The organism is candidate division WOR-3 bacterium (assembly GCA_016926475.1).
Classification (GTDB): Bacteria; SDB-A; SDB-A; order SDB-A; family SDB-A; genus JAFGIG01.
In genome coordinates this window covers 1-18,291 of record JAFGON010000027.1, presented here as the reverse complement: position 1 = coordinate 18,291, position 18,291 = coordinate 1, and the positions used below count along the sequence as shown (strand labels likewise).

Genomic DNA, 18,291 nt, shown 5'->3' with positions numbered 1-18,291 from the left:
CGGGGGGTTCGTGTGCGGGCACAAAAGCTTGTGCATGACCTCTCCATGAACTGGAGGGGTTTATTTTTTTAGGTTTCTTGTTTGCGGCAATCGTCAGGCTTTCAGCTGAAGGCGCTTTGGTTCATGGAGTGGTGAAAGACGCAGCCGATTTCACTCCCTTGAACGCGGCGACGGTTTTTCTCGACGGTGATCTTGTATGCCTGACTGGTGCAGACGGTGAATTTTCAGCCCAAAATGTACAGTCGGGAGTTCATTCCCTCCGTTTTCAGAGACTCGGATACAAGAGCCTTGAAATTACGATTTCCATCGAGCAGACCGAGGCTAAGAATCTTTTCATCTTCATGGATTGCGAGCCCATAGAGTTCTCCGGTATGACGGTTTTCGGCAGTCCGGACGAATATCACGGCGGCATAGTGATAGGAAGGGAAGAGCTGGAAAGGTCGGGAAGCCTGAATGTTTCGGAAGCGATTGAAGATATAGTCGGAGTGACGGTAACGGGACAGAATCCCGGAGATTATGCGAACGTGTACCTCAGCGGACCCTCCGCCGGAAGGGTTGGGATATACATCGACGGAATCAGAATAAACGACCCTTCTTCAGGGAATTTCGATGTTTCTTCAATCCCCATTTCATCAGTCGAAAAAATAGTGATTATCAAAAACCCGGGAGCGGGTTCTGACCCCGGCGGTCAGCTGCATATTTTTTTGAAAAAGCCGAACTCTGAAGAGAATAAAGTCAGGACCTCGGCAGGTTCTTTCGATTTCTATTCTCTTCAGATTCACGCGCTACCCCATGTATTTCTCAAAGAAAGATATCTCTCTTTGGATTTTTCATGCGAGTCCTATAACGGAGGCTACCCGGCGGAAGGTTATCCTGGAGGCGCGGTTGAAAACAACGATTCGAGAAAAATTGGCTCTGCTGTAAAGCTGTTTTTAGGAGACGGAACTCCGTTGGAGATATCTTTGTTAAGCAATTGGAGGAAAAGGGGTGTGCCCGGTCAAGCCGACGGATCCGTGATGACCCTTTCAAGACTTTCAGAATTAAACCTCACGGCTTGGGCGAGTCTTACCGGATCTCTTGGAAATATTTCTTACGTTGCCATGGTCTCTCACGGTATGAATTCAAGGCAATACCTCTGTCCCCAAAGACAGGCGATTCCCGGACAGAGCGACAGCGGATATTTTTTTCCGGAAAATTCAAAGACAGGCAGCAACTCGACAGAACTTTCCCTGTCACTTTCCAGAAAATTCGAAAGCAAATTGGAGATAGTGTTCAGCGGAATGTTCAAGAGGCAGGACTATTTTTTCGAGGATTTGCTAAGAGAATCAATGCCTCGGGTTTACGCGAAGAGATACGATCATTCGATATCCGCAAAAGCTGTTTTCACAGATTTTATAGGCGAATCGAGAATGAGGCTTGAACTTGAAGCAATGCCTGTTTTTACGTCAAATGAATCTGAAGAAGATTTCTTGATGACGTATTCTTCTTTCTTGAATGTTTTCTCAAAGCCAGGAGCCGTTTTCGCGTCAGGAGGTATAGGGTTTTCCCACAACGCCTATTTTCCGAATTTTTCCCAGACTCACACCGTCGAGAGCGCATATTCCGCTGGGAACCCATATTTGGAACCAGAAAAATCCCATACGTTGAACTTGGATTTTGATTTGAAAAAAGGACAGAACTTTTTGTTTTCCGCCAGAGCTTTTTATAGCATTCTCGAAGACATGATAGTCTGGAGAAGGAATTTCAAAGGCCAATATCAGCCTCAAAACCTTGGAAAAGCGGATGGTTTGGGTTGCGATTTTTACGCGAGGCTCGATTTTAACAGGCAAGTGTTTTTGACTTCGGGAATTTCTCTGCAGAGCGTCAAAAACAGAACTGACAAAGATATAAACTGCGGAAACTATCTCACCTACCGTCCGGTCTACAGGTTTTCAGCCGCTTTTGGTTTTAAATCGGAAAACTTTTTTTCTGAAGTTGAGTTCAGACAAATCGCAAGGCGCTATACGAGGGAGGCGAACACCGATCCGTACGGTTTATCCAGAACTTCGCTCGAACCTTACAGGGTAACGAATATTTACGTTACACGTTTGATAGATTTAAAAAAAATGGTTTTAAGTTTTTCACTGCATTTAGAAAACATATTCGACGAGAGGTATTACATCGTCGAGCAGATGCCCGTCGAGGGCAGGACAATCAAAACGGAGGTGAGTGTGACATGGTGAAGAAGATTATTTTATTGGCGGTTTTAGCCCTGGGGGCGTTTTCCTGCTCGAAATCAACGAGCGACCCCACCGGACCTGGAACACAGCCGACAGAAACTTATCTTGCCGTAATAAACAACCTGGCAGAAACAGTTTCACTCATAAAAACTTCGGATTGGAGCGTGGTAGCTAACGCGGCCGGAACCGGTCAGGTACCGAACGACGCAGACACAATGGGAGGATACCTCTACGTCGTCAATTCAACATCATCGACGCTGGACAGATACTCAAAGGGAAGCGCCGGAATAATCCACGATGGTTCGGTGAATTTAGGTTCCACTGTCAACCCATTTTCTATTGACTGCGAAGGTTCCAAGGCTTACGTCTCATGCTTCATGTCGAATGAATTGATCGTGGTCTCCTCAAATCCTTTTGAGGTGAAAAAAAGAATTACGGTAGGAAAATCTCCGGAAGGCGTTCTTGTCTCGGGGCAACGCGCTTTTGTCGCCTGCACCGCTTTCGACAACACGAACTATAGTTTCGGACAGGGATATGTCTACGTGGTAAGCACGACAACGGACTCGGTGACAGACAGCATAATGGTCGGGAAAAACCCGCAGTACCTCGCCCGGGTAGGCGGTGAAATACACGTTGCCTGCACAGGTGACTGGGGAGTGACCGCCAACGGTAGAATATACGTCATTGACCCTCTGAGTTTGACAGTCCAAGACAGTTTTTTGATCGAAGGTACTCCGGGAGCGCTCAGTTCTGCTGGCGGAGACAGCGTCTATGTCGCCGCGGGTGGCTGGAGCGGGCATGGAAACGTATTTCTCTACCGCTCAAGCGGTGAAATTTTGAGAGGACAGTCAAACCCCATACTTGTCCCCGAAGGCGTCATGGACGTAGAATACTGGAATGGGAGCGTCTTTGTAGCGTCTTTCGGAGCCGACAGCGTCGTGCAGTTAAAGGGTGACTCCATTGTAGGGAGGTGGGCAATAGGGGACGGTCCTCAGAAAATCGTCGCATGGTAAGCTACGGTTTTTGTACATATAAAATATTGGATGTGGATTTAGGACTGAAAATATGGTTTTTTGTGTGAAATGAGAGAGACGGAACTCTACAGACCTCTGAAAAATTTTCTTGAAAAAAGAGGGTATTCTGTCAGCTCTGAAGTGACTGACTGTGATATCGTCGCAAGAAAAGGAGATGAAGTCGTCATAATCGAGACGAAGACGAAGCTGTCCGTCTCTCTTTTAGTCCAGGGTATAAGGCGCAAAGAGATCACGGAATCGGTATATCTTGCTGTTGGACTCGAATCAGGCTCAAAGTGGGATCACCGTTTCAGAAAAGTCAAAAAGCTGTTGAGAAGGCTTGAATTGGGGTTTATAGCGGTGTTTTTGGCAGAGAAAGGCGCGAAGGTCGAAATCCTGTTGCACCCGGCACCTTACAAGGGAAGGAAATCGAAAAAGAAATTGTTTGACTTGATAAAAGAGATCGACAACAGAAGTGCGGAACTCAACGTCTCGGGCAGTTCAGGCAGGGCAAAAAAATACACGGTGTACAGGCTCGAAGCGCTAAAAATAGCGTCTTTTCTCGAAGAATTCGGGGTGTCTCAGCCCTGTAAACTCGTTGAGCTGGGTTGCGCCAAAAATACCCGGAGCGTATTGTACAACAATTTTTACGGTTGGTTTGACAGAAAGGGCAGAGGTGTTTATTCGATAAATGAGACCGGAAGAAAAGCGCTTGATGAATACAAAAAACTTTTGAACGAAAAAAAAGGCTGATCTAAAAATCGCTTTTATACCTGCAAATTCCCCGTTCCCCTTAAACAAAAAACACTGGGGTGGTTTTACTCTATACCCAGCCTAAGCGCTTCCTCTGGTTCCTGTTTTTTCAGAAGATCGTAATTCGCGTACTGGCCTATTATGTTGAAACTCAGCAAGAGGTCATAGAAATCATGGTCAGAAGTGTACGATTGCAGGCATTGAGTGTATGTTTCATACCAGTCGACGTTTGCCAAAGAGTTCAACTTCAACACTATCGCCTGATCTACCAGTTTTCTGTCTGATTCGTCGAAAGCTTCTCGAAGATTCCCAAGCGAGACGAGAATCTGGATGTACTTTTCCTTCAGCTCCTCGACGTCGGGTCTGATTTGGCCGGGGTTCGGTTTTCCCTCTATCATAAGCGTTACGTCTTCAATAGCTTTTAAATAAACAATTCCGATGCTATCGCCTAATTTTCCTGGCGACATTTGCTCTTCTGGGACAGTAGCTTCCACAGAGCTGTCAGACGCGGAAGTATCTGCCCTGGCTTGGGTGTTTTTGCTGCAGAAGGCGGCGAAAAACAGCGGCACAGCAGTTAATAAACAGAGAGTTCTTTTCAATTTCACTTCCCCCTTTCCAGTTTTTTTGTAATCGTTGGTCTCGCGGGTTTCTTAAGCACATTTTTTTCCCCTAAAAATTCCATGGTTTGTCCGATTTTTTCTACGCATTTTATGCCGTTCTCTTTGAAAATTTGCTCGGAGGTGAAGCGCAGAACATGCCATCCAGAAGAAGAAAGATCGTTGTTCCTTTCGTTGTCGTTTCGGGCTTTTTTTGAATTGTGATGCCAAAAGTCGCCGTCGGCTTCGACGTCAATCTTTCCATTTCTGCAGTAAATGGCGAAGTCGAGAAAATAGTTCTTTTTGCCGACCTTGATCAGTTCCTGTCTTTCTGCAGTTATTCCGGAATTTTTCAATCTTCGCCAAAGTGCCTCCTCTATTTCGCTGCCTCTATACAAATCGTTGATTTCCAAAGCGTTGAGAAGCTTGAAATAAGTTGTGTTGATGAAAATTATTCTTCTTTTCCTCAAACTAATGATCGGTCTTTCAAGTTCCAAAAGTTTTGAAACCCTGATTTGGTCATACTCTTTTTCTGAATTCACCAACACTCGTTTTTGCGGGAAAAGCTGCCATCTCTTAGCTCTTTCGATTCTAAGGACTTTAGCGTAGTACCTAACCGAAAATTCCTGCCCTTTGAAAATTTTTGGCTGATAAAAAGCGAGCCAATACGGAGGCCAGTGACGGGAAAGCCACTTTTCAGCGCTTTCCACCGGTATCCTGTACCAGTGAAGATTTTTGGCTATATCCAAGTCCTCTATGTTTTTTAATATCGCGACGAGTACACGTGAATTACGGGATGTCATCATGTCTATTATACAGAATAGAAGGGTGAAATTTAATCCAATTGTTCATGTGTCTTGAAGATGTCGCCCTGTAGAATCCAGAATGGTTTTTATTTCTTTTGAAGACGGAAAAAGCAGATTCGCCTTTAGAAAGTATTCGAAAGCTGATGATGTATCTTTCTCTGAAAGGCTTATCATTCCGAGGTGGTAATATGGTTCAAACCAATTGGGCGAACGCTTTGCGGCCTCGATAAAAAGATTTTCGGCGCGTGGCAAATCCCTTGAGGAGAGAGCTCCGAGAAAATAGTAGTCGGTTCTGAAAGGATTTATATCTATGGCTTTTCTGCTGTATAGGAGAGCTGAATCGGGCTCTCCAAATGAAAAATAGAAATGAGCCTTTTCATAGAAAAAACCCGCCCATCCTGACCTAACTGAAAAGAAAAGGGCAGGAATGGAGAGCGCGAGAAAGGCGAGTCTGAAAAAACGACTATTGCGAAGCTGAACCGGCTTTGAATAAGCTCCCGCCAAAGAGAAAAACACGAGCGTCAATCCAATGTTTTCAAAGTCCCAGTCTCCGAGAGAATGAACCACAAGAGCGAGAAAAGAAATAAAAAGAAGAGGGGTAGAAAATGACTCCAAAAGAATCATGATTAGAACAAAAGTGAATAATGCCGACGGTATGATACCCGCTGTGGCTGATAAATCGAGGACAATATTGTGAGCTGAAGAAGGTACGTCGCTTTGGCCTTCAGGCCTGTAACGGGGGTAGTTTCTTTTGAAAGTTCCTGGACCGGTTCCGAAAACGGGGTTGTCAAGGGTCATCATGACGGAACCTCTGAAAGTCGATATTTTCGAACTCGCGTCCGTCCCCATTGTCGCTATTCTATCGTGGACTTCAGTCGTTGGAAGTACAGTCCTTGATTTGTTCGTTATTCCGGCGGCGAAAATGGCTATACAAGCTGGTATCAGAATGAAGAACAACATCCTTTTGTCTTTTTTGTAAAAATAAAAAAGAGCTCCAAGGGTCGCGAAAAAACCTACGGCGAGAGCGAGTCTTGAAGAAGTAAGGTAGAGAAAAAAAACAAGAGAGAACCATACCGCGCTTAGCAAAATCTTCAGTGTTTTGCCTGATTTTTCAATCATAACCCAAATAGGACCGGATACGAGCAAGATAAAACCCGCGAAAGAGTTGGGATACCTGAAAGAGGAAAAAACTCTGCCGTAAGAAATGACGGAAGCGGCTTTTGTCAAAGAATTCTGGTTTGCAGCGAAAAACTCCTTCATTGCGGGGAAAATAACGAAATACTGCCAAGCCGAATAGGCCAAAACGGCTGTTGCAGAGAAGATTAAAATTGACAATATAACTTTTCTTTTCTTCCTGAAAATGAACCCGCACAAAAAAGCCGCGGACCAGGAAAACACATAAGAAGTCTGGGTCAGTGAAAGCTCGATTTCTTTTGAAAACAGTGATGAAACCGCGCAAAAAAGGGCAAAAATCAGCGATAAAATTATGGATCGAGGGATGTTGTCAAGCACCGAAAAGTGTGAAATAATTACCAGACACGATGTGGCAATGAAGGCACAGACAAAAATTCCACCACTTGTCAGAGGTCTATGTTTTGAAAACAGGGGAGCGGCGAAAAAAAGCAACATGAAAACAGCAAAAGAAATTTTTTGCGCTTTTTCTCCGTTTGTTTCCTTTGAAAAATCTCTGAACAGGTAGAGAATATTTTTTATTCTGTAAATCATGTTCAGCGGGATTATACATCGCCGCCCAGAAATTGTAAAACTATGGAGGTCAGATGGTATCTTCGTCGAAAGAAATCAAAGACGAATTGTTCAGCAGAAAGCTCAGAAAATACGGAAACGAGAGAGGAGCCGTGATTCCTCTTTTGCAAGCCGCCCAGGAAATCTACTCTTACGTTCCAAAAGAAGTTATATCTATGATTTCTGAAGCGACAAAAATACCGCAGAGCAGTATTTATGGCGTAGTCACTTTTTACAAGCAATTCAGGCTCAAACCAGTGGGCAAGCACATAATCAAAGTGTGCCAGGGGACAGCCTGCCATGTCAACGGAGCGAACGAAATCATGAAAGCCGTTGAAGAGCATCTCAACGTCAAAGAAGATGAAAACACGGACGACGGACTGTTCACCCTTCAATCGGTAGCCTGCCTGGGCTGTTGCAGCCTTTCCCCCGCGGTGATGATCGACGATGAGACCTACGGAAAACTGACGCCTGATTCAATCCGCGGAATACTCGATTCGTACAGGAAAAACGAAGGAGAAAAGAAATGAAAACAGTCCTGGTCGGAATGGCGACTTGCGGAATATCCGCCGGTGCGGAAAAAGTCTGGAACCATCTCTTGAAGCTCGTCGAAGAGAAAAATCTTTGGAGCGAAGTCAAACTGGAAAAAACCGGCTGTATAGGAATGTGTTACAAAGAACCGCTTGTAGAAGTGAGGCACGACGACGGTTCAAAAACCATTTACGGAGAGGTGGATGTTGAAAAAGCCGCCAAGATTTTCGAATTGGATGTCCTCAAAGGTAAAACCGTCGAAGATTTGGTGGTTTATGATTACGGCAAAAAAGGCGAAGCGGATCTTTTTTCCAAACAAAAAAGAATTGTTCTGAGAAATTGCGGAATAATTAACCCGGAGGATATTGACGATTATATCGACAAAGGTGGGTATACCGCTTTGGAAAAAGCCCTTTTCGACTACACCCCTGAACAAGTGATAGAAGAAGTGACCATCAGCGGCTTGAGGGGCAGGGGCGGAGGTGGATTCCCGACTGGGAAGAAATGGATGTTTACGAAGATGAGCCCGGGAGAAAAAAAATACGTGATCTGCAACGCCGACGAGGGCGATCCCGGAGCTTTCATGGACCGGAGCGTCCTCGAGAGCGATCCGCATTCTGTCTTGGAAGGCATGCTGATCTGTGCCTACGCAGTGGGAGCCCAAGAAGGATACATATACGTCAGAGCTGAATACCCCAGAGCCATTGAAAGGCTTAAAAAAGCTATCAGCGACGCGACAGAAAGGGGTTACCTGGGCAACAACATACTCAAGAGTTCGTTTAATTTCAGCCTCAAGATCAAGGAAGGCGCTGGAGCTTTTGTCTGCGGAGAAGAGACTGCTTTGATAGCTTCTATCGAGGGCAAAAGAGGAATGCCGAGAGTCAGGCCTCCATTTCCCGCCGTGAGCGGTCTTTGGGGTAAACCGACCAACATAAATAATGTGGAAACTTTCGCCAATATTCCGTGGATAATAACCAACGGAGCCTTAAAGTTCGCATCCATGGGAACCGAAAAGAGCAAAGGCACAAAAGTTTTTGCTCTAGCCGGAAAGATTGAAAGAAGCGGGCTCATAGAAGTACCGATGGGTTTGACTATAAACGAAATCATATACGACATAGCCGGAGGCATTAAAAACGGCAAAAAACTCAAAGCGGTTCAAATGGGAGGTCCGTCCGGAGGCTGTATTCCGGCTGAACTCTGCGACACCCCGATAGATTACGAGGAAATCGTGAAGACCGGGGCGATTATGGGTTCAGGGGGTATGATAGTCATGGACGAGGAAACCTGTATGGTCGACGTCGCGAAATTCTTCCTGAGTTTCACCCAGAAAGAATCCTGCGGCAAGTGCACTTTCTGCAGAATAGGCACCAAGAGGATGCTGGAAATACTCACGAGAATCACCGAAGGCAGAGGAGAAGAGGAAGACATACCGAAACTTTATGAATTGGCGGAAAAGATCAAATCCGCTTCTCTTTGCGGATTAGGCCAGACCGCGCCGAATCCAGTTCTCACAACTTTGAAATATTTCCTCGATGAATACAAAGCGCATATCTACGATAAAAAATGTCCGGCGAAGGTTTGTCCGGCTCTCGTCAAATACGTCATAGACCCAGATAAATGCATTGGCTGCACGATCTGCGCCAAAAAATGCCCCGTGGGAGCTATATCCGGAGCACCTAAGAAAGTTCACGTGATAGACTCTGAAAAATGCATATCCTGCGGAAAATGCATGGAAGTCTGTCCAAAAGACGCGGTTTATAAAGAATAGGAGAAAATGATGACCACTGTCAATATGACAATAGACGGAAAAAAGGTTAAAGCCCGGCAGGGCAGCACTATTCTCGAAGCAGTGAGAGAAAACAAAATAGCCGATATTCCGACACTCTGCCACGACCCCGAACTTCCTCCATACGGCTCTTGTTTTTTATGTGTAGTGGAAGTTAAAGGGCTGAACAAGCTCGTCCCTTCCTGTTCGACTCCGGTCGCCGAGGGGATGGAAGTCACCACGAACAACGAGCGGATATACCAGACTCGAAAAATGGCTCTTGAACTTTTGCTATCAAACCACTACGCGGACTGCGTAGCTCCTTGTTCCGAGGGATGCCCCGCTAACGTCGATGTCCAGTCTTACATAGCCATGATATCCGACGGAAAATATTCAGAAGCCGTCAAGACTATTAGGGAAAAAAATCCGCTTCCGATTATATGCGGAAGAATATGCGTTAGAAAATGCGAATTAAACTGTAGAAGAAAAGAAGTGGACGAGAAACCCGTGGGGATAAACTACCTGAAAAGATACGCTTCTGATTATGAAAGGGAACGCCATGTAAAGGAAACTCCAAAAACTCCTAAAGGGAAAAAGGTGGCGGTGATAGGCGGAGGCCCTGCAGGGTTGACAGCCGCGTATTTTCTCGCGAAAGAAGGCTACTCAGTCACGATTTTCGACATGATGGAAAAACTAGGAGGGATGCTGCGTTACGGCATACCAGAATACAGACTGCCGAAGGATTTGCTAGACCAAGAAATTGGTTTTATATTGGACCTCGGAATTAAGGTAAAAACGGGAGTGAGGTTCGGAAAAGACTTTACATACGAAAACTTGAAAAAGGACGGTTTTTCAGCGGTATTTTTGGGCCTCGGCGCTTGGTCGAGTCAGAACATGAGAATTGAAGGCGAAGAGACAATAAAAGAAGTCGTAGCGGGAATTGATTATCTCAGGGAGCATCAGATAACTAAAAAACCTATGCTTAAAGGCAAAGTCATAGTAGTGGGGGGAGGAAACACGGCGATAGACGCCGCGAGAACCGCCATAAGGGAAAAAGACGTCACAGAAGTCACCCTCGTCTACAGAAGGACGAAAAACGAAATGCCGGCTGACCCCATCGAAGTTCACGGTGCCGAACAAGAAGGTGTTAAAACGATGTTTCTCACTGCTCCTTTGGGATTCAATACCGGAGAAGCCGGAGAGCTCAAAGCTCTGAGATGCCAGACCATGGAGCTCGGAGAACCTGATGATTCAGGCAGGAGAAGACCTATACCCGTAAAAGGCGGAGAATTCGATATGGCATGCGATTATTTAATTTCCGCGATAGGTCAAAAACCCGACCTTTTCGGGATAGACCTTGAAAAAACAAAAAGGGAGACCTTGGCAGCCGAGGAGAAAACCCTTCATACGAATCTGGAAGGCGTTTTCGCCGGAGGGGATGTCGTGCTCGGCCCGGCTGTCGTCATAGACGCGATAGCTCAAGGGCAAAAAGCGGCAAGAGCCATGGACAAATACCTTTCGGGTGAAACGAGGATAGCGAAACAGAAATTTGTGTCAAAGCGGGAAGTTTTCGGCAAAGCTCCTGAGTTTTATTACAGTTTCGCAAACTCTTTCAAAAGAAGCGCTATGCTGGAAGAAGACCCTGTAGAGAGAATATCCGACGAGAGGGAAGTAGAAAAGGGAATAGACGAAAAAGACGTTCCAAAAGAAGCCGCCCGTTGTCTTGAATGCGGCTGCACAGTCCAGGATTCGTGCGCTTTAAGGGATTACGCCACGGAATACGACGTTGACACAACTAAGTATCTGGGAGAGGTTAAAATTTGGCCAGTGGACAGGACGCATCCTTTTATTCTTCTTGACCAAAACAAATGTATTCTCTGCGGCAGATGCGTCAGGACTTGCAACGACATAGTGGGTCCGGCTGTTTACGGCTTCGTAGACAGAGGCTTCAACACCGAAGTTCTACCGATTCCAGGACCGGGACTGCTGAATACGGATTGCATCAATTGCGGAAACTGCATAGACGTCTGCCCGACAGGGGCGATAGCGTATGTCGAAGCGGGGAAAAAACCGGTACCGAGAATTGTTGAGGAAAAAGAGTCTGTTTGTTCTTTCTGCTCTGTGGGGTGTCACCTGTTGGTCAAGATAGGCCCCATGGGAAGTTGGAAAATCGGTTCAGACAGAAACGGAAGGATCGGTGCCCCCTCAAATGGACTGCTCTGTTTACGGGGAAGGTTCGGACATGAATACGCAAAGGCAGAATCGAGAATTATAAAGCCGATGGTGAATAAAAGCGGGTCTCTTGTCGAGACAAGTTGGGGAGAAGCTGTTGAAGCAGCGGTTTCCGGGATGAAGAAACACAGCGGAAAAACAAGCGGTGTATTTTTCTCTCAAAAATCGAGCATCGAAGAAATGCTTCTTTTAAAGTCGGTATCCCAAAAATTCGGAGCCGGTTTTTTCGGAAGTTTATCAGACCTATATTCCGCCGGTTTCGGATCTCTGGATGAATTGCCCAAAGCTTACAGGCGTTCTACCGCTACATTTGAAGACCTCGAAAGGGCGGAAACTATAGTGTCTGTAGGAGACATTGAAGAATACAACCCTGTAGCCGCGATGAAGATAAACAAAAGAAAAACCGAGGGAGCGCAGGTTTTCCTCATAAACCCAGGTAAAAAAGGTTCCTTGGCAAAAAAAGCCGATGTTTCATTTTTTGTCGAAGAAGACGGGTGTATCATGGCGGCTGCCATGAACGCATTGATGGAAAAGGGATTTTTGAAAACCGAAAGCGCGGATAGACTGACTTCAGGTTTCGGGGAATTTGAAAAATCTTTGAAAGAATGGACTGTGGAGGAAACAGTTCGCAGGACCGGAATTTTGAGAAGAAACCTGAAGAAAATCTCGGATGCTTTGGCTTGCCCTGATAAAAAAACAGTGTTTGTAATAAACTTCGACGAATACGGCAAAAAAAATGCTTTAAACCTGATTTGCGCTTATTTTATACTGACAGGTAAACTGTTTTCGGCGGGAAATGGATTGTTGCTTTTAGGGTCTCACTCAAACAGCATCGCGTACCAGAACTTGAGAGAAAGAGATTTCGTAAAAATGCCGGATTCCAAGCTGATGGAAAAAGGAGGGTTTGAAACGTCGTTCGTTTTCAAGGAGGACCCCCTTTCTGACGCAGACCTCGAAAAGCATTTTGAAAAGACAAAGTTTTTGGTGGTATGCGACACATCTCTGACGAAGACAGCAGTCAAGGCAGATGTTTTCCTGCCGTGTTCATCTCTTTTTGAATCAAATGGCACTTTTATCAACGCTGAATACAGAGTTTATAAAACATCAAAGATATTCGAACCCGCCTCTGAAAAGGATTCGAGGGAATTTCTAACTGAAATAATCGGAAAACCGGAAAAAGAAGGATACGACATCGAGAATGAAATCCAAAAGATTTTGGCGGAAAAACCTTCTAACCATGGAAATACCGCAGGGGTTGAGGGACTGCTGAAAAAATATTTTTTCTCGTTGAAACCATACGAGCAGAGAAAATTCCAGGAGCCGGTCAAAAAGATTCTTGACAGCATTGACATATGGATTCAAAAATTCAGAGACGAAAAGTTTAAATGACGTAAATGCAAGCTTGTAAATGAAAGCGGCGATATGGTATATATATGTATAATTTTATGACGCGATACAATGGACAATAGCAGAGAAGATATCAAAGAGCTGGAAAACGCTCTTAAAAAAGATCCATTTGACTCCTCCGCTTGGCATTCTATGGGAAAATATCTTGTCCAAAAAAAAAAATCGATCTGGCGAAAATCGCGTTTTATGAATCCCTCCTTCTGGACCCTGATTCGCCTTCGTACAATGAAATCAGGGTTTACGGTCTTCCCGAAGACAAATTTTTTGTCAGAAATTCAGATCCTGATAAATTGATTTCTCACATAATGAGAAAGGTGGAAGTTTTGGAGGAAAGAGAAGATAATAAAAAAAGACCGGTGAAGAAAAATTGGCAAGATTTGCCCCTGCCTCCTCCCCCGGAAGATTTTTTGGAAAAAACCAAGCAATTGGAGGCCGAGAGCAAAATACCGGAAGCCGAAGACGAGAAACTCGACGAAATATTGAAAGATTTAGAACCGGATTTCAGTTTTCAGGAAAAAGAAACACCACCGGTTGAAATAGGAAAATTAACAGAAATAGAGGAAGCAAATCAACCGGTAAAATCCGGGTTGAACAAAGAAGCTCTCGACGTCATAGTTAGAACCCTTAAAGAAGAGAAAAAAAGCGCGGACATTGATCTATCTGATTGCGAGAACCAGATTAAATCAATGCTCGAAAGAAAAATAATCATATACATTCTGATGGAGAGAGGTTCTGTCTTCTATGAAAACGGAGACAAGACATTTTCGGACTTGGTCAGGGGGGCTGTAGAGAACGTGAAAAGCTTATCAATGGATAAACCATATTGGTCGGCTGAGTTCGAAGATGAAGCGATACTCGGTTTTATCGACAAAGATTTTTCAGCGACAGCTCTATGCGAAAAGAAAAAGACGGGTCTGGTAAAAATTGAAATGACGAAAATTCATGAAATGGCGAGAGAAAAATTATGACCAGCATAGATGCAATAAGACAGCAGACCGGGGTCAAAAAAGCGTATATTTTCCCTGATGGCGTCTCTAGGGAAGAAATCGAAAACGAACTTGGTGAAGAAGATATTTTAAAAGGCATAATTTTCGAAGTTCTGCCGTATTTGGAAGAAGAGAGAGGACAGACCGCCATGTATTTTTCAATATCCTCGGGCAACCAGACTTTCATTTCAATGAAAACACCTAAAAAAGCAGGTGCTATCGTCGCCGATGAAAACGCTAATATTGGATTTTTAAGGGTAATCATGAGCCGGGCTCTTTCATGAAAGAAGGTGTATTTTGCAAGAAGAAATGAACAACCTGAAGACACTTTCAATTTTCCATTTCATCATGAGTGGTTTTACGGCTTTTGTCTCGAGTTTTCCGTTGATTCATGTGACGATAGGAATTCTGCTTCTTGTATTTTCCGCAAACGGTTTTTTTGAAAATCAGGATGAAGCTCCTCCAGCCGCAGTTGGTATTCTTTTCATAATAATTGGCGGTTTTGTGGTCATTCTGGGTTGGACTCTTGCTTTTTTGATTTTTCTCAGCGGCAGGTATTTGAGAAATGCCAAAAAATACGGTTATTGCCTTGTCATCGCCGGAATATTGTGCCTTATGATGCCCTACGGCACAGTTCTGGGCGTTTTCACGATAATTTTATTGACCCGGGAACCTGTTAAAAAATTGTTTTCGGAAAATAAATAATCGGTTCACCAAAAAAACATTAAAATAGTCGGAGGTATAATGGAAGGCCAGAAGAAAGAGAATTTTTCGATTAGCCCTAACGGAGAAAAATTTCTTCTTCCTGAAAATGAAGATTACAAAAATGAGCATAAGAAGATAAAAGAACTTGTAGAAAAGGCGAGGAGAGAAGGGAAAGAAATCGTGGTGGTTATGGGCGTCGGTTTTGTAGGCGCAGTCATGGCCGCTATCGTAGCCGATTCGAAGGGAAAGCTGGGAAAACCCGAAAAATTCGTAATCGGATGTCAGAGACCGAGCGTGAGGAGTTATTGGAAAATTGAAGTTTTAAACAGAGGTGAATCTCCCGTGAAAGCGGAAGACCCCACGGTCGACGAATTGATAAAAAGATGCGTTTTGGATCAGAAAAACCTCGTCGCGACATACAACAGCGACTGTCTTGAATTGGCGGACGTCGTAATCGTGGACGTGCAGTGCGATTTCATCAAAAGAGAACTCAGCAACATGAAGTCGGGCGAGACAGACATGAAAGCCCTCGAAGAGACGCTCGGTTTGATTGGAGAAAAAATCCCGGAAAAATGCCTTGTTCTCATCGAGACGACCGTGGCGCCCGGTACGACCGAGTTCGTCGCGTATCCAATTTTAAAAAAGGCATTCGAGAAAAGAGGAATCGAAGGAAAACCGGTGCTCGCTCACAGTTTTGAAAGGGTCATGCCCGGCAGGGAATACGTAAAGAGCATAAGAGATTTTTGGAGAGTTTGTTCGGGCTGCGACGAAGAGGCGAAGAGGAGAGTGGTAAAATTTCTTGAAGAAGTCCTGAACACAAAAGACTTTCCACTGACAGTCATGGACAAACCGATAGAATCGGAGACGACGAAAATCGTTGAAAACTCCTACAGAGCGGCAATTCTCGCTTTTATAAACGAATGGAGTCTATTCGCCGAGAGAAACGGAGTCGATCTTATCAAAGTCATCAAGGCGATAAAGGTGAGGCCGACCCACAACAACATAATTTTTCCTGGGCCGGGTATTGGAGGTTACTGTCTTCCTAAAGACGGCGGTCTCGGATATTGGTCTTACAAACACATTCTCGGATTCGAAGACGGGGACGATGTTTTCAAGATAACTCCGACCGCGATAGACATAAACGACACAAGAGGCCTTCACGCGGCAGAGCTGACAAGAGACGCACTGAGGAACATGGGCAAGAATACAGCTGGCGCGAAAATTCTTCTATGCGGAGCGAGTTACAGGCAGGATGTCGGAGACACAAGATACAGCGGGAGCGAACTCATAGTGAGAAAACTCGCCGAGATGGGCGCGGATATTCGGGTGCACGACCCCTACGTCGAGCATTGGTATGAAATAGAAAAACAGGAAGACTACCCTTCCGCTCAGACTTCGAGAAGGCATTTTTTCAGAAATCAGGAAGATTTGAAAAACATTGCAGTAGAAAAAGATCTCGCCCCGTCTCTCAAAGGAGCCGACGCTTTGATTCTTGCAGTACCCCACGAACAGTACCTTATTCTCTCTGCCGAGGACATTGTGTCGATGACGGGCGGCCCTGTCGCTGTTATCGACTGTTTCGGAATACTTTCCGACGAGAAAATTGAAGAGCTTTTTGAACTAGGGTGCGAAGTCAAGGGAATGGGAAGAGGGCATATTCAGCGCATAAAAGAAAAGGTCAGGACCAGAAAGAAAATATAGACGGAAAAAATTTGAAATAAATTCAAATATATCCGCCGTGAAGAGTGGATAAACCAGTAGTTCTGAAAATTCTTTTTTCTCTGATATCAAAAGATAGAAGAAGAAATATTTCTACCACGAAGTAGAATAGCTTTATTCCTGCACTGAGAAAAATGAACACATATTTCTTATCGAAGGGTAATTCCGATAAAATTTTTCTAATAATATTTATTTTAAACTTCGGGTGAGGGCAAGAGCTCTGATGCAGAAAGATTTCTGGATGAATTATTTTCCTGAGAAAATTCCGAAAGATGAAATGAATAAAAAAAAAGGCGGGAAAAGAATTCCCGCCTAAAAGAATGAACTAAATTAGAAATGATAGACAGCCGAGACCTGAAGGTTCATCGGGTTGGTGCCGTTGGCGGCTCCGGAGATGAGATATGGTCCGTTGTAGAGAAGGTCTTCGCTGACTTCTGTGTCTATCGTGAAGTTTGGTCCGAAATGGACGCCGAGGCCGACCTGAACGTTCATGTTCTTTTCGAATTTTGAACTTCTTTCGGTTTCAACAGTGGTTCCGGCGGTTGTCTCAGACCATTTCTGGGTGACCATGTTGAGCTGGTAGGTCATTCCGGCTCTGGCTGTAAGCCATGAGAAAACCTGGGATTCGGCACCGGCTTTGACCCTGGGGAAGGTGATTGTGTTTTCCGTCATTTCACCGTCCCGGTCGTTTGCCTGATCTTTTTCCCATGTCATTTTTTCGGTTGAGTAACCGAGTTCGCCAGCGAGACCGGCCTGCCAGGTCGCACCTGTCCAGACTATTCCGGTTCCGATATTGAACTGGAGTTCGTTTCCGTCGTAGGTAGGATCGAAGTCGACGCCGCTGGGGTTGAACTTCGCGTTTCCTGTTTCATAGCTCACGCCGATGAGAGGAAGAATAACTGTTGTCGTCTGGCTGGGATACATTTTGTATCTGAATCCGAGATCGACTGCCATGTTGGAATTGTCCATATCGTCTGTGGTGGTTACGCCGCCACCGATGGCTTTGATTTCAGCACTGGAAGTGAGGTAGTCAAAACCAACTGTGATGTCCATGGGCATGGTGGAGTAGCCGATGAGGAGTCCTAATTTCATTGAGTTGAGCGTGGGTTCATAAGCGGCTGTCTTTGTAGAATATCCCCACATGCCGAAGTTGAGGTTGATTCCGAGTCCGGCTTTCGGTCCCCATTTTTTCGACCAGATGATGTCGAGAAGGTTGTTGGGGGCTACGAGAGTGTCGTTGATGTAGTCCATGGAACCAGCCATCATACCGGCGGGATTGAGACCCCACTGGTTCATGGGAAGCATTCCCTGGAAGCCGGGGCGGTTGACGGCGACGCCGAGGTACTGGTTGGCGTTTCCGTAGTGGACGTATCCCCACCTGTTCATGTCGGCGTTGTTCGCGGGATTGTCCCATCCGAATTCCATTCCGACCGCGTCTTTGCCTAAATCATTGTGGTAGACTACCATGTAGCCGGGGTTAGACCAGCAGGACATGATGTCCGACATGTAACCAGCCATGTTAAGGACATTAATCCTTGACTGTGTCGCGTAACCGGCGACTGCTGTCAGGGTAAGAAGCACTCCTATAAGAAGTTTTCTCATACCTTTCCCTCCTTTTGGTTTTTGGTTCTCTTAGCTATTGATTAAGAACCTTCTACTTTACTTTCTGCCGGGACCTTCCCAACATTAAATATATATATATTACTATATATATTCATTTTTACAAGCAAAATTTATGGGCCAGAGTGGACTTGAACCACCGGCCTCCCGCTTATCAGGCGGACGCTCTAACCGAGCTGAGCTACTGGCCCTGATA

General features: G+C 45.1%; 14 protein-coding genes and 1 tRNA gene. 10 read left to right on the top strand and 5 right to left on the bottom strand.

The window, feature by feature from the left end; all coding sequences use genetic code 11:
- The first annotated feature begins 77 nt into the window (after positions 1-77).
- The 3 genes from JXA84_02650 to JXA84_02640 all read left to right on the top strand — a co-directional run bounded on the left by JXA84_02650 (position 78) and on the right by JXA84_02640 (position 3,985).
- Positions 78-2,222 carry a TonB-dependent receptor gene (locus JXA84_02650; GenBank protein ID MBN1150102.1) on the top strand — a complete coding sequence of 715 codons (2,145 nt, stop codon included), beginning with the start codon at positions 78-80 and terminating at the stop codon, positions 2,220-2,222.
- Positions 2,216-3,232 carry a hypothetical protein gene (locus tag JXA84_02645; GenBank protein ID MBN1150101.1) on the top strand — a complete coding sequence of 339 codons (1,017 nt, stop codon included), beginning with the start codon at positions 2,216-2,218 and terminating at the stop codon, positions 3,230-3,232. The genes JXA84_02650 and JXA84_02645 overlap by 7 nt, the downstream gene beginning before the upstream one ends.
- A 69-nt stretch (positions 3,233-3,301) precedes the next feature.
- A complete protein-coding gene (locus JXA84_02640; GenBank protein ID MBN1150100.1) occupies positions 3,302-3,985 on the top strand; it encodes a hypothetical protein in 684 nt (227 codons plus the stop codon).
- A gap of 65 nt (positions 3,986-4,050) precedes the next feature.
- Here the strand turns inward: JXA84_02640 and JXA84_02635 are convergent, their stop codons facing one another.
- Genes JXA84_02635 through JXA84_02625 form a run of 3 tightly spaced genes read right to left on the bottom strand, consistent with a single transcriptional unit; the run spans position 4,051 to position 7,112 of the window.
- A complete protein-coding gene (locus JXA84_02635) occupies positions 4,051-4,584 on the bottom strand; it encodes a hypothetical protein (GenBank protein MBN1150099.1) in 534 nt (177 codons plus the stop codon).
- A gap of 2 nt (positions 4,585-4,586) precedes the next feature.
- Positions 4,587-5,387 (bottom strand): DUF559 domain-containing protein, encoded by an 801-nt coding sequence (locus JXA84_02630; protein MBN1150098.1) that lies wholly within the window; start codon positions 5,385-5,387, stop codon positions 4,587-4,589.
- A gap of 42 nt (positions 5,388-5,429) precedes the next feature.
- Positions 5,430-7,112, bottom strand: coding sequence for an O-antigen ligase family protein (locus tag JXA84_02625; GenBank protein MBN1150097.1), 1,683 nt, complete (start codon positions 7,110-7,112; stop codon positions 5,430-5,432).
- Positions 7,113-7,165: 53 nt separating this feature from the next.
- On the opposite strand from JXA84_02625, the gene nuoE reads away from it, so the two are divergent.
- The 7 genes from nuoE to JXA84_02590 all read left to right on the top strand — a co-directional run bounded on the left by nuoE (position 7,166) and on the right by JXA84_02590 (position 16,457).
- Positions 7,166-7,660, top strand: a complete 495-nt coding sequence (gene nuoE, locus JXA84_02620) for an NADH-quinone oxidoreductase subunit NuoE (protein ID MBN1150096.1) — start codon at positions 7,166-7,168, stop codon at positions 7,658-7,660.
- Entirely contained in the window at positions 7,657-9,429 is a 1,773-nt protein-coding gene (nuoF, locus tag JXA84_02615) for an NADH-quinone oxidoreductase subunit NuoF (protein MBN1150095.1), read from the top strand. Before nuoE ends, nuoF begins: the two co-directional genes overlap by 4 nt.
- Before the next feature lie 9 nt (positions 9,430-9,438).
- On the top strand, positions 9,439-13,047 hold the full coding sequence (locus JXA84_02610; GenBank protein MBN1150094.1) for an FAD-dependent oxidoreductase: 3,609 nt from the start codon (positions 9,439-9,441) through the stop codon (positions 13,045-13,047).
- Between the two features lie 140 nt (positions 13,048-13,187).
- On the top strand, positions 13,188-14,033 hold the full coding sequence (locus tag JXA84_02605) for a hypothetical protein (GenBank protein MBN1150093.1): 846 nt from the start codon (positions 13,188-13,190) through the stop codon (positions 14,031-14,033).
- The gene (locus tag JXA84_02600; GenBank protein MBN1150092.1) at positions 14,030-14,335 is read left to right on the top strand and encodes a hypothetical protein; all 306 of its coding nucleotides are present in this window, start codon (positions 14,030-14,032) and stop codon (positions 14,333-14,335) included. Before JXA84_02605 ends, JXA84_02600 begins: the two co-directional genes overlap by 4 nt.
- Positions 14,336-14,348: 13 nt before the next feature.
- Positions 14,349-14,756: a hypothetical protein gene (locus tag JXA84_02595; GenBank protein ID MBN1150091.1), complete on the top strand. Its 408-nt coding sequence runs from the start codon at positions 14,349-14,351 to the stop codon at positions 14,754-14,756.
- Between the two features lie 39 nt (positions 14,757-14,795).
- A complete protein-coding gene (locus tag JXA84_02590) occupies positions 14,796-16,457 on the top strand; it encodes a nucleotide sugar dehydrogenase (GenBank protein MBN1150090.1) in 1,662 nt (553 codons plus the stop codon).
- A 348-nt stretch (positions 16,458-16,805) separates the two neighbouring features.
- Here JXA84_02590 and JXA84_02585 read toward each other — a convergent pair whose 3' ends face one another.
- Both JXA84_02585 and JXA84_02580 read right to left on the bottom strand, forming a co-directional pair.
- Entirely contained in the window at positions 16,806-18,077 is a 1,272-nt protein-coding gene (locus JXA84_02585) for a hypothetical protein (protein MBN1150089.1), read from the bottom strand.
- Positions 18,078-18,211: 134 nt separating this feature from the next.
- Positions 18,212-18,286, bottom strand: a tRNA-Ile gene (locus JXA84_02580).
- Between the last annotated feature and the right edge of the window lie 5 nt (positions 18,287-18,291).